This window comes from Gordonia terrae (assembly GCF_001698225.1).
Lineage (GTDB): Bacteria > Actinomycetota > Actinomycetes > Mycobacteriales > Mycobacteriaceae > Gordonia > Gordonia terrae.
Window position 1 is genome coordinate 5,080,460 of the sequence record NZ_CP016594.1, and the last position, 12,837, is coordinate 5,093,296.

Sequence of the window (12,837 nt, forward strand, 5' to 3'; positions counted from 1 at the left end):
CCCGACATCATGGCTCTACTCGAAACTGCGTTCGAGACTACCGGCCGACCAGCCGATGCGCAACCCCTTCCGGTGAGTTGTTCTGCGTCGCAACCGAATCGCGTCGCCCCGCCGAGACCCGGTCTCGCCCAGATGTCGCGGTTCGTTGCGCCTGACGCCACGATCCGCGACATCTGCGCGTGCCGGCGACCGGCTCGGCCACGGGTTTGCTAGGCTGTCGTTCGCGAGTCCGGCACTCGCACGCCGATGTAGTTCAATGGCAGAACATCAGCTTCCCAAGCTGAATACGCGGGTTCGATTCCCGTCATCGGCTCCGACGAAAGCCCTGGTCAGAGCGTTTTGACCGGGGCTTTCGTGGTTCGTTCGGATGATTTGGGGCCGCGTTCGGGCCGCGCCGAGAGTGTCTACCGCTGCGCGCCCGACGGCGGGACTAGCATTTGCCCCGATACGCGACGTCCCCACACGTCCCCACCCATCGGAAGAGACGCGACACCCTGTGACTGCCGAAGCGATCGTAATGAACCGTAGCGCCGTGGCTTTGGCGGCCGACAGCGCCGTGACTATCTCAAACCGCCGGACTATGAAGACCTACGAGTCCGCGAATAAGCTGTTCGAGTTGGTAAAGGGCAGCAACATCGGCGTAATGGTCTACAGTTCCGCGACCGTGGATGGCACACCTTGGGAGACGGTGATCAAGACATACCGTCAGGAACGCGGCGCGAATCCAATGCCACACGTCGAGGACTATGCGGAAGACTTCATCGACTTCCTGGCCGGCCACGGAGGCCTGATAACGCCCGCCGCCGAACTCGAAACAGCCTTGTCGCTTGGTTACCAGTTCTTCCTGGACCAGATTATTAAGCGCTTAGTTGAATGGCCAGATGATCTAGCGTCGAGCACCGGTCGGATAGTCCAAACTCGAGTTAAAGCAGCGTTAGAGGAAATCCTCAATGATCTCGAATCCGAAATAGATGGACTCGAAGACATCTCAGCCGATACTACGTTCCCAGATTCTCTCCATCGGGAGTTCAAGGATCCCATTACGAGGCTAGTCGAAGTCGAGTTAGAAGAGAATGGACTGAAGGTAACCCGGGCGCAGATTAGGCGCGCGGCCGCACTCTCGTCACAAAAGCAATGTCCAAGAAGGGCGGCGTTCCAAGCGACTCCGGCCTCGTGTTCGCAGGCTTCGGTACCACCGATTACTTTCCCAAGCGGTTCGCCACGCGAATCTCAGGTCGATTCTGCGGCCATGTGGGTCGCTACAACGAAACCCTTGTAGAGATCACCCCTTCGTACGGTGGCCATTGGGAAACATTCGCTCAGGACGGACCTGCCCAGGGGTGGGTAAACGGTATTACAGATGAGATGCGCAAAGCCATCGTTGGTAGTTGGGCAAGTTGGGTGCACGAAAAGCTCCCGAGGAAATCCATAGAAAGCTTGAAGAAGGAGGGGTTCGGGGCCGCCGACGCCAAGAAGGCGACTGGTGTTTTTCATTCGCTCACGGTTGACGCCTTGAATGAATTCGGCCAGTTCATGAACGACTGGGAGAACAATTTCTATCGCATCCCTATGCAATCTAGTGTGACCATGCTTCCCAAGGATGAGTTAGGTCTGCTCGCCGAAAGCCTGGTGAACATCACTTCTACTAGACAACGCATGAGCGTTCACCAGCAGAACACTGTTGGCGGCGCGATCGACGTTGCGTTGATCTCTATTGGCGATGGCTTCATCTGGCTAAACCGTAAGCACTACTTCGACAACACCCTGAACCCGACCTGGCACTTGACGCACGGTGCTACGATCAAAACTACTTAACCTGCCCTAAGGAGCGATCATGAGCGATGCTAAACAATCTCGTTTCGTCTCCGCACGCCGTGAGGCTGCTGTCCGCAGGAACCTATCGAGCCAGGTCAATCGGTATCTGGACACACGGTCGGCGGCAGACTCCTGGGCGACGTCCAGGCACCGAGTCAGCGTTGCCACGCAGCGGCACTGCGAAGCAACCGAGCAGCAGTCTGCGTAGCGACCATTCAACCGTCCGCCCACAAAGCGTCTGGGTAGCCGCCTGGCCCTGACGGGTTAAGCACCGCTGTCTGACCTAGATAGTTCCATCGCTTGACGGTTAAGCCAGGGCGCGGTTGCGCCCAGGGAGCCCCGGCTGCCGTCCCCCAATGCCGCCACATCAGACATGGTCTCTTCCTCGTCTGCCACGTTCGATCGTTCGTCTGTCATCGGAACGGTGGAAGTTTCCCGGTTTGATCAGCACACATGCTTGCATACGCATACGATGGCCCTCCACCGACGCATACAGCGCAACAACCTTGGAGGCACGAGTGCTGCTCACCGGATCAACTAATCCCGCCCCTGAACTTTCCGGCTGCTGCGGCAGTGAAGTGGAGTGGGACAACAGCGGAAATAAGCGTTGCTCGGAGTGCGGCAACAAGTGCTAGCCGCCAGGGCTGACGTCTAGTCGACTGTCGAGAAGTTCCGTTAGCTCTATCTAGTACTAATTAGACAGAATTTCATCACATGGAGTGGCCGTGGCTAACATATATCTGAAACTATTGAACGATGCCAAACAACTTCCGGCAGCGTACCGCGCCATGGGGACGCGCGCTGGAACATTCACAGATTCCCGAAACGGCCGCTCGATTACTGGATGGAATATCTGCCAGTTCGTCTACAAGCACAATACCGACGGTGACGAGTGGTGGACAAACGAGTACTGCCTACTGGTCGACGAAGCTGGAAACTTGTGGGAGTACTACAAGGGCGATCAGTACGAACCGCATGCTACGCCTGAGCGATCTTCCAGCGTGAACTTGAACATGGTGGACGGCGAACAGCTACGGATGTGGCACACCAACGGGTGGGATTTCGCAAAGATGAAACGATCTATCGAAGCTATGGTCTAAGCATTTCTGACGTATGGCAGGAGAATTAAATAGGAATTGACCTGCTATCAAACGCGGTGAAAGCCGTCGCGTGGGCCATAGCGCGAGGGAGTCGAAAGACAAAACTACCTAACGCCAACGCTCCGAGCCAGAGAAGGTGAAAGACGACGGTCGAGATGCTGGGAATGCGTCCATCAAGCGTGAGAACGAGCCGGGCAGCAATGGCTGACTAAGGCGTCAATGAACTAGCCCGCAACCGCACCACGTTCTCGCTAAACGCGGTCGTCCCCATCGCGCCAAGCGCACGCATCGCGTCTGCGTGGTCATCTTCGAAGAGGTGCGCGTACACGCTGAGCGTGGTCGTGACCTTCGCGTGGCCGGCCATCTTTGCGATCTCCAAGGGTTGGATGCCTGCCGCAACGCACAGCGACACGTACGTGTGCCGAAGGCTGTGAAACTTGAGGTCAGCAGGCAGCAGCACCTCGCCGGCCAGTCGGTTGGCGCGCAGCACCGCAGGCCGGAACACGGCCTTGCAGAACGTCGGGTGCCGCACCGGCTCAGTCCAGTCCAGCGCCAACCGCGCCTCCGCGTCTCTTACGTCGAGCGCTGCCAGGGCGTCTGCCTGTCGTCCGGCCTTCGCCCTGGCCGTTCGCTCGCCGTCTGCCCTGATCCCTGTCGGTCGCTCGGTTACGAGCCGCATCGCCGGGAACAGCGGGGCCGTCGGGTCGTCGGCGCGCGGGTGCTCGGCAAAGTAGCTCCGCAGTAGGTCGACCGTCGCCGGGGTCAGCGGTACGCGCCTGCGACTGCCTCGGGTCTTCGGGGCGACGTAGCTGGCGACGCCGTCGACGACCTGCACAGTCCGCTCCACGCGCAACGTTCCCGGCTTCGGGCGGGCGTTCGGGTTCATCGTCCGCGTGGGCAGCTCGACGTCCCCAACCTGCAACCCCGCCAGCTCCGCTGCCCGCAGTCCGGCCCATGCTGCAACGTGGACGTAGACGTTGAACGGCCAGGGCGTCGCTGCGACGAGGGCGGCAACCTGAGTCGCGGTGAGGAACTGGGCCGGGTCGTCTACGACGCCAGCCGTGCCGCCCGTTGCGCTGTGCTCCCCAGGTAGGCGCACGTAATCGGCCGGGTTCGTCGTCAACCGACCGTCCACCACTGCCTGCGCCAACACCATCCTCACCAGGAAGTAGGCATGCCGGACGGTGCTCGGCTTCTTCCCCGCCCTCACCAGCAGATCGACCCACTCCGAGATGCGCTCGCGCTTGATTGCGTTGAGCGGGTAGCCGCCGAACACCGCGTCAATCCCCAACGTGCCCATCTCGCCCCGTCGCTCGGTTGCTGGGGCGAGGGCGTACGCGTATCCGCGTCGGGTCGTGGCTTTAAGGTCGTGGCGACTGTCGAGCCATGCCGCCGCCGCTACGCGGAACGTAACGTCACCGGACCTCGGATCGAACGTGGTTCCGCGACGCTGATTGAAGTCGACTGTAGTGGCGTAGGCGTCCGCTTCTTTCCGCGTCCGGAAGCCGCCCTTGGTGCGGTGCTTGCCGTCCGGCGTTCGCCATTTCACTTTGTAGTAGGGCTTGCCGTCCTTCTTGGACGTGAACTTCCTGACCGATGCCATCTCAGGCCACCCCTTCCCTACTCAGCACCCGACGAACTGTCGCGTAGTGCCAGCGGTAACCACCACCCGGCGTTGCGATTCCGGCCTCATCGAGCCAGTTAGCGATAGCCTTCGGCCCCAGCCCTTCCTCGCGGCGCATGCTGACGATCTCCTTCACCACGAGCGGGTCGATACGACTTGGCCGGCCAAGCTTCTTACCCTCGCGCTTCGCTCGGGCCAGCCCCTCCCTGGTGCGGACGCTGATGCGTCGGCGTTCCTCCGCAGCCACCGCGAGGCGGATGTCGGCGGTGAGTCGCTGGCTGGGTTCGCCGCTGTCCGCGCCCTCGCAGTCCAGCAGTCGCCAACCATGCAACTCGGCGCGCTTGTAGAGTTCGGCAGCGTCGAGTTGGTCGCGGGTCGCACGGTCTAGTGCCCGCACCAGTAGCGCATCGGCCATTCCCGCTTCGAGGGCGTTGATCGCGACGGCTCGGCCGTGCATCTCCGCAGCTTTGCCGCCACTCACCACATCGCTTGTAACAGTGAGCAACTGGTGACCTCGGTCCAGGCAGTACTTGGTCAGGTAATCCTGTTGGGATCGCAGGCCGTAGCCCTTGGTGTCCTGCACGGTTGTTGAAACCCTCACGTAGCCACTACATTTCAGCGGCTGATACTCGGCCACCTCCGGCTCGGCGGGCTGCGACTTGTCGGCCAAGGCGCGGCGTAACGCCTCCGCTCTGGACGTGGACTTGCTCTTGGTCATCGTGCTCTCTCCTGCGTCTCGGCATAGTGCGTGGTGGACGGGCGTCGGAAACGTGAAACGGTCGTTACCACGGTTCCGACGACGCAGACGGTACGCCACCTCAACACTGCCGATACGTCCACAGTTGTTCGGTGGCAACTTATTTCGTGCCCCTTAGGTCCCGCCCGGACCCTCCGAGTCTCGCTACGATCGCGGTTCTACCCAGGTAGCTCCAACGCTCCCCACGTTGAACGGTCGGTCGGCCTACCGGGAAGGGTCCGGCGTCTCAGCGGCTTAGCGTGGCGATGGACGTGGCCGGCGTGGGGCGGATAGCCGAGGCGGGTCGGTGCGGGAGGTTATCGACGGCCAGACGGAAACAGGCATTCAAGTCGGTGACTAGATCGGTCGCCAGCAGCTCGCCCAGCGCGAAGTCGCTTAGATTCCCTCTCGCGCGAAGCCCCCTCCTCTTCTTCTAGTTCTTCTAGGGGTATCTAGTTCCTCTAGGTGCCCCTGGGTACTTCTGGACGTCTCATCGGTACGTTTTCTTGGTCCGACCTAGGGGACCTAGCGGCACTAGGGGAAGGGGTACGAGAAGGGGGAAACCCTTTCCCCTACGCCTTCTCGGGTGCGCTTTCAGCCGCTCCCCGTCCGGTTCGAGTCGTCTCCCGGTTTCATGCGGCCAGGCAGGGACCACGTCCAGTGGTCAATCTGCATGCTCTCACCCCTCCGCACCGGCGTCTTGTTGACCAACAAGCGTTTCGCCGCATTGGTCACTGTCCGCTCGGAACATCCCGCCTCGGCCGCCACAGCCCTACGAACCTCCTTCGCATCGCGGGGCCCATCAGCCAACATCTCTCGAATCAGACGCTCAGCTTCATCGCGGGCGGGAGCACTGGTCCGAGCATCAGTCTTGGCTCCGTCCGCCCCGACGAGTTGGTCTGCGCTTTCCTCTAGAACACCGGCCCAGCGGACGACCGGCGAGTCTGGATCGCTAGGGCTGGAGCGTAGTTCGTACCCCATCGTCTTCGGTGCTCGGGCAAGGTTCCCTTTGGTGGACGCGAGGGCGTGTGTTGCGTTGGTGTTCTCGCGATCCTCGCTCGGGTCCAGCTTCGCCGCCAACAGGACCGACCTCGCGAGCGCTGTAAAGGCGATAGATCCTCCCCCACGATGCTTCGCGCTCATACCCGTGCCCTTGTTGAGGTGGCGCACGAGGACGATCGCAGCTCCAGTTTGCTCAGCGACATCCGCGAGGGTCATGAGCGCCTTGCGGTTTGCGGTATCGCTACCTGGCTTTACCGCGTCCGACATGAAGGCGCTGATCGGGTCGATCACGACCAGCTTCGCGTCTACCTCTTCGATTGCGCGGCGCAGCTTGTCCACGTCGTCGGGAACGAGGAACGGAATCGGCTGTCCGTTTGCGTCTCGCGGTCTTGCCATTGCCGAAACATGGTCCAGGTCGGCCTTCGCTGCGCGCAGTCGCGGGACCACCGTGTCGGCTAGGTCATCCTCCACGCCCACGAGGACAACAGAGGCCGGGGCGGTCAGCCCTTTCTCGTTGCGGCTAGTGTCGCCGCTGATGTCGACGCGTGGCCACGGGCCACCGTTGCTCACCATCGCCGCGAGCTTCAGCGTCATGGTCGACTTGCCGACATCTGGTTCGCCCTCGAAGATCGTGAGCTTGCCCAGCGGAATCCAGGGGTGCCATAACCATTGCACCTTAGTCGGTGTCACCTGAGCCAGCGACTGCGTGAACTGGCGTCCATCGTCCTGCGGCGGCGGATCGGCGCGTTGACCCCGCCGATGAAGGCGGTAGACGTTGCCCTTCGGGTTGTCCGGGTGCCACATGCCGCCGGGTGCAAACGCTTCGCGCGCCAACGCCACGTCGTCTTCGCTCCCGATCAAACGCGCCTTGCGCTCGCGCAGCTCGCTTGGGTCGGTGGATACCACTTGCGCTGCCGCCCACGCTGCGGTCGCTTGAAACTCGCGGTCGTCGGGACGTCTACGCCTCCCCTTCAATTCGTTCTCGTCGCCGTCGTCCGGGCGGAACGCGTCCTCGAACGCGGCACGGAGCCTTTCGGTCGCTTCCCGCGCGGGGTACAAACCCGCCATCGCATCGCGATAGGCCATCGGAATCACTTTTACCAGCGCGTCATGTCTCGACATCCCCTCGGCGACCATCGCGGAGAACTTGTCTAGGGGCACCTCAAGCAACTCGGGACGCGCGGAGTCCACATAGCTGTCGAGGAAGTCGGTCAACTCCTGCCGTGCCAGCGGTGCAGCCTGTACCCCCGATGCCTCCCGTAGACACTCGCGCAACCGCTTGGGGAGGCGAGGGACCGGCCCCGTCTTCACCCAGCGGTACTCACCGTCGTTGTCGACGTGCTCGGTGGGAGCGACGATGATGACGCCGTTCTTTCCGCGAACCTCACCGAACTGCGCGAAGGCTCCGGCGCTGTTGCCAAAGTTGCCGTCGTTGACGAACAGGTAGTGCCCGCGATCAGGGTTAGACGAGTCCGCGCGGCGGGACCGCTGCGATACGCCTTGGCGTAGTGCCGCAACAAGTTCGTCGGGCAGGTCAGCCAGAGGTTTATCGAGATCGAATACAACCAGACCGCTCCGGCCAACGTGCAGAGCTATTCCGTAGTCGGGATTCCTACCCCACCAGCGCCGCACTACAACTGGGTCGCGGCTGGACTTCTCGTGCCACCCCTTGCCGACGACACTGCCGGGATTCTTGGTGCCCGGCTTCACAGGCAGGACGTAGAACCCAGCCGCGGCGTACGCCTGGGCAGCATCACCGTTGACGACAATTCCCGACACATCGGGGACGGTAGGTGGTCGGGACTCGTCGTCAGCTGCATCGAACGACGGGTTAGGTAGGATCATGTTGCGAGTCTTTCTGTTGCGCAGATGGATTCGAAACCAGGTTGCCCGCTCCCTGGATCAAAGTCGCTGGCGTCCACAGAGCTTCATCCCGGCCTCTGTGGACGCCAGTCGGCTTCTACGGGCTGGCGAAGGCTAGAGCCATCGGTCCTCAAACCACCCGTGATCGTCGTGGAAACCATCGTTGCGAACGACATCCAGAGAGTTGTCTAGTAGCTTCAGCTCGTAGACGTCGGTCGCGTCGCATAGGCACGTGGAGCAGATCGGCAGAACATGAATCCGTTGCCCTCGGCGTACGACCACCCCGCCCCAGTCCGGCGCTCGGTCCCCTCCTGCGCGCTCACAGAAGATGCATGTTGAAGCGAAGCGGTGCATCAGCCAAGAGACGAGCCTCCGGACCGACCATGCCTCCTGCGGCTCTGCGTCTTTGCTCGATGCGGGACGCGCCCACGGTTCGGTGTCCTCCGAAAGATCATCGTCGAAGTCTTCGAAGTCGAAATCGAAGTCATCCAAGTCCTCGTCGCCATCCTCTTCGTCCCTGGGGCGAAGGGGGAGGACAGGGCAGGCCGGACCATCTTCGTCGCGTGGCGAGTTGTCTCGCGGAGGAAGGCAGCTGACGTTGTCGTACGGCAGCACCGACGCAAACGGGTTCGCAATGGTCGGGAATGCAACCAGCGCACCCCCGACGCACGGCGCAGCAGGATCGTGGAGGATGACCTCCAGTTGCCCAGCAACACCCAGGACGGCCAGATCAAGCATGCCCTCGTATGTCTCTACCCGATCGGCCCGCAGCAGGGCCGGGTCCGTCGCGTCCCGCAGCTCGTCCGTCGTGTAGCCGCCGAGACGGAAGTCGAGCATGCACCGTCTGGCCAAGTTCGAGAACATGTACTCCAGCAGCTCTGCCAGGTCCGATGAATCAGGGTAGGTCACCGGCGTATCCACCACCTCGGCGAGTACCGGACCCACAATTGGATTCGACCTCGCCCCAGGGGAGTACCGCTTGACGTCGCGGAGACTCGCCTCATCCGCATCCACTTCAGGGTTTGTAGTCCTATGCCGCAAAGCCATGTTCGCCATGGAGGACTTCGCCATAGCCCTCGCACGGCGTTCCGGCGTCATGCTGCACCGCCCGTGCCCTCGCGTCGCATACTTTCGAGCCATGCCCTGACATCGTTCTCGCTGTACAGGTTTCGGTTCGCGACACGGTACGTGGGCAGATGTCCGTCTATCGTTTGCCAGCGCACGAATCGTTCCGTGATAGCTGGTACCCCAAGCGCTCTGCAGAACTCCACGACGCCCTGGCGGTTCATCGTAGGCAGCGTGGGATCAGATTCGGTAGATAGAGGTGGTCGGATTTCAGTCATGATCGAGGGGTCCCCTCAGGCCAGCGCCGCCCGCAAACAGCGGCAAGTCAACAAGGATTGATGACCCTGGGCGTGACGCGACCAACCCGGCTCGCCCTATCCTCGCTGCGCTGGATTCCGTCACCCTTTCGGGGCGTCTCCAGGGCCTGCGACGCGCGTTCGTTCGCTAATGGAGGGCCTTTGCCTACCTCGGGTACTTTCCGAAGCCGCCTCTAACTATACCGCCATCGATTCGGAGTCGTAGCTCTTCCGTTCGCTGGGATCACACTGCAGCACAGCACTTATCCCAGATACTCACTTCTGAGGCTTTCGCGCCGGTAGCCACGTACCGACCCAAAATCTCGACTCGCCAGAGGGCGACTCCTGATATGACGCAGATCACACGGCTACAGCACCCGTCGGACCCGCTTCGTCGGTAGCGGAGCTGTGGGAGGAGGAAGCAACCGAGCTTGCGACTCGACCGCCTCAGCTGTGGTGTCGCTTGCGACTGTGCCGCGATAGGTGTGTCCACCCTCCACGCTCAGCGGGGTGACGATCGGACCTGGGTTGCCCGGCATGGCGCCCCGCGCCGGACGATAGGGATCAGTCGTGTTGCGGCGACCGTTCGACCGCCCCGTCGAGAACTCCGATTCGCCGGGGTCTTGTGAGCGACGCATTGTGTCTCCTTAGATGGGTCTGCCCCGCCTCGGTTGAGCTCGGGGAGGTGAGCTAGCCGGGGCGGGGCAGGTTTCGAATGCCGGGTCAGACTGCGAACGTGGGCGGTTCGTAGTCGCCCGTCGCCTTCACCTGGATTACAGCGGCCGCACCGCGACGACGGGTGCCAACACCGAACGACCTCTGGAGGTAGGAGTTCTGGAGAGGGTACTTCTCCGCCCCTGGGATGACCCGCAAGCCGTGATAGGCGGTGTTGTTGTGCTGCCGAATCGCGACCGGGTTGACTTCCGAGTTGGGTCCGCCCGTCGCCGCGACTGCCACATACCCGGCGGGAATCAGGTTCGATGTGATTACGAGCGCGTGCCCGTAGCTTCCGAAGACTGGCAGACCCTTGTAGGTTCCGGGTGCCTGCTGACCGACGATCGTCTCCTCAGTGAGATATGCCGGAGCTGACTCCGAAAGCACAAAGTCGTACTTGGCAATTGGGCCACCGTCACGGGACTCTTCACCGCGTCGGAATGTCGCGATCACGTCCGCATCGAATTCGTTGCACAAGATAATGAGCTGGGACCCGGCCACAGGGCCATAACCCTTGGACGTAATGGTCTTGATGGCCTCTTCGAGGTCCCCGGAGTCGATTGTGTTGGCACCGCTGACGAGGTAGTGCGACGTGGTTTCGGGAAATTCAACTCCCATGTATGGCGGCGGGGCGATCCCGTCGTTGCCGTTGTAGAGGCCATATACAGTCGTTGCATCCTCATTGGCGCCGGGAGTTGGGTCAAACAACCGATTCAGCACAGTCCCGGTCAGCAAGCGGTTGTCGGCCTCGATTGCCTGAGTGAGGTTGGCGTCGAGCTGCCTCGAATCGGCGTCGCGCAGGAACTTCCATGTCGTGCCCAGGCGCAGATCGTAGTCGTGAAAGGTGTAGCCGAGGCGCAGGACTTCCGCCTCAGCACGCCCCGATACCGGAACACCAAACTCGGACGCTTCCTCAAACTTCATCTGCGCCAACGTCTGCGGCACGGCCTCGCCTCGCAGCGTCGTATAGAAGCTCAGCAGCGACGCAATCGAGGTGCGCTCCTCGTTCCAGACGTCGAGCACCGCCGCCCACTCGTCCCAGATGACGTTGAGGTCGATGCCGTCGGCGGTGGAGTTGACGAGGACGTCAGCCTGGTTGCTGATACCTCGGCCTCGCCGGACTTCCGCACCGAAGATGGGCGCGAGTGCGAGCTGGCGGATGGATTGCACGGACATGGTTGTCTCCCCTGCTGTTTGGGTGGCGGGATCTGAGGGTTGCTCTAGCTCCAGGCCACCAGCCGAGGGAGTTGCTACGCACCGCGCAGCGGGATGAGCGGAGTATGAGGTGAGCCTGTCGCCTCCGACGACGGCTCGGCCCTAACTCTACACGCGTCGATGACGAACTAGATTGTCATGCGGTAGTTTTGGCGTTGGCCACGACTCTCTCATTGGATACGAACTTCGAACGAGTACACACTAAGTCGGATCTCGCCTGACGTGACCACCAACTCGTGCACTCCGGGAGCCTCAAACTTAATGGACGCGCGAACGGAACGACATACCCTGTTGAGCGGTCCCGTAGGTTCGGGCACCTCCACATCGATCCTACTGAGGTGTCGTCTGTTTTCTCCGGGGTCCAGCACGGAGACATCGAAGCTCAGCATCGAGTTAGGCTGTGTCGTGCCGAACTCGACAACCAGCGCAGCGTCTATGATCGTTGCGAACGGCAGTTCGGGAACTCTGTAGTACTCCCAACCTCCACCGAGCAGATGCACGAGCCCATCCGCGACGGCAACACTGTTCGCTGGGAAGAACACCGGGATCTTCAGCCCAGCAGCGATGTCGTCAGTTTCTACGGTTCTTCCCTCGAACTTGAGAACCCCGCCGCCACCTCCGCCGCCTCCGGGATAACTCCCCGGCCCGCCTGCAAGGTCAATCGTCATCTCGGCCGCTATATCGTCCGGGAGGCTGCCGATCCCAACAATCGTCAGGACACCACCCTCACCCCCGCCCCCTAGTGGGTAACCCCCGTCACCCCCCACTTTGAATACGGCGTTACGGAAGTCCATGTGGGTTGCCCCGGCCTCGTAAACAGCGACTGTCCACTGCAGCGCAGTGATTACCTGCGAGGGTGCGTCTATCGCACCGGCGGCCGCGCCAGCCTCCTCATGCCTACGTTTGATCTCAACCAGCGCCTCCACAGTGTAGATTTCCAGATTTTCGAGCGCGTCGATCAGCTTGTGGCAGTTGCGGCACAGGAGAACTAGATTGCCAAATCCGTGGCGCTCCTCGTCCGTTTGACTGTCTAGGTACCGAGGACCACCAGGGTTATGAGCGCGTATGTGGCAGACCTCGCCAAGAATCGTCCCGGTCTCGGATGACACCAGTTGTGTCGTGCAGTCTGGCATTGCGCACTGGTTCATCGACACTGCGAAGAGCCGCCGAACAACCGCCTCACGCGGACGGGTAAGAGTCGCCACCAGTTCGATTCTAGGGACTCGATCCAGAACGCCGACGCGTATCGGGGCCGCGCAGGGGCCGCGTCCGGGAGCGAATCCCAGCCGTCCGGGACCGAATCCGGGGCGTCCCGAAGCGAGCCGGAAGCGACCTCATTACCTGGTCTGACCAGCGCTTACGCGCGTCCCGCCGAGGCGTCTACCTGCACTGACTCGAACCCACGTG

General features: G+C 61.7%; 9 protein-coding genes and 1 tRNA gene. 4 read left to right on the plus strand and 6 right to left on the minus strand.

What is annotated here, in order from left to right; genetic code table 11:
* Positions 1–242 precede the first annotated feature (242 nt).
* The 4 genes from BCM27_RS22500 (at position 243) to BCM27_RS22515 (ending at position 2,915) form a co-directional block, all read left to right on the plus strand.
* Positions 243–313: transfer RNA gene (locus BCM27_RS22500), tRNA-Gly, on the plus strand.
* Between the two features lie 183 nt (positions 314–496).
* Positions 497–1,279: a hypothetical protein gene (locus tag BCM27_RS22505; protein ID WP_004022434.1), complete on the plus strand. Its 783-nt coding sequence runs from the start codon at positions 497–499 to the stop codon at positions 1,277–1,279.
* Complete coding sequence (locus BCM27_RS22510; protein WP_004022435.1) at positions 1,252–1,815, plus strand: hypothetical protein; 564 nt, start codon at positions 1,252–1,254, stop codon at positions 1,813–1,815. Before BCM27_RS22505 ends, BCM27_RS22510 begins: the two co-directional genes overlap by 28 nt.
* 725 nt (positions 1,816–2,540) lie before the next feature.
* Entirely contained in the window at positions 2,541–2,915 is a 375-nt protein-coding gene (locus BCM27_RS22515) for a hypothetical protein (RefSeq protein ID WP_004022436.1), read from the plus strand.
* A 208-nt stretch (positions 2,916–3,123) separates the two neighbouring features.
* Here BCM27_RS22515 and BCM27_RS22520 read toward each other — a convergent pair whose 3' ends face one another.
* From BCM27_RS22520 to BCM27_RS22545, 6 genes are all read right to left on the minus strand, one after another.
* Positions 3,124–4,518: a tyrosine-type recombinase/integrase gene (locus BCM27_RS22520; protein WP_004022437.1), complete on the minus strand. Its 1,395-nt coding sequence runs from the start codon at positions 4,516–4,518 to the stop codon at positions 3,124–3,126.
* 1 nt (position 4,519) lies between these two features.
* The gene (locus BCM27_RS22525; RefSeq protein ID WP_004022438.1) at positions 4,520–5,257 is read right to left on the minus strand and encodes a recombinase family protein; all 738 of its coding nucleotides are present in this window, start codon (positions 5,255–5,257) and stop codon (positions 4,520–4,522) included.
* 612 nt (positions 5,258–5,869) lie between these two features.
* Positions 5,870–8,056 (minus strand): AAA family ATPase, encoded by a 2,187-nt coding sequence (locus tag BCM27_RS22530; RefSeq protein ID WP_157781288.1) that lies wholly within the window; start codon positions 8,054–8,056, stop codon positions 5,870–5,872.
* 198 nt (positions 8,057–8,254) lie between these two features.
* Positions 8,255–9,085, minus strand: a complete 831-nt coding sequence (locus tag BCM27_RS22535) for a hypothetical protein (protein ID WP_239450629.1) — start codon at positions 9,083–9,085, stop codon at positions 8,255–8,257.
* 1,139 nt (positions 9,086–10,224) lie between these two features.
* Complete coding sequence (locus tag BCM27_RS22540) at positions 10,225–11,391, minus strand: hypothetical protein (protein WP_004022442.1); 1,167 nt, start codon at positions 11,389–11,391, stop codon at positions 10,225–10,227.
* Between the two features lie 209 nt (positions 11,392–11,600).
* On the minus strand, positions 11,601–12,635 hold the full coding sequence (locus tag BCM27_RS22545) for an HNH endonuclease signature motif containing protein (RefSeq protein ID WP_004022443.1): 1,035 nt from the start codon (positions 12,633–12,635) through the stop codon (positions 11,601–11,603).
* Positions 12,636–12,837: the final 202 nt, after the last annotated feature.

Coding starts and splice junctions, on each gene's coding strand:
- BCM27_RS22540 (WP_004022442.1), bottom strand. CDS start 11,391: ATGTCCGTGCAATCCATCCGCCAGCTCGCACTCGCGCCCATCTTCGGT.
- BCM27_RS22520 (WP_004022437.1), bottom strand. CDS start 4,518: ATGGCATCGGTCAGGAAGTTCACGTCCAAGAAGGACGGCAAGCCCTAC.
- BCM27_RS22525 (WP_004022438.1), bottom strand. CDS start 5,257: ATGACCAAGAGCAAGTCCACGTCCAGAGCGGAGGCGTTACGCCGCGCC.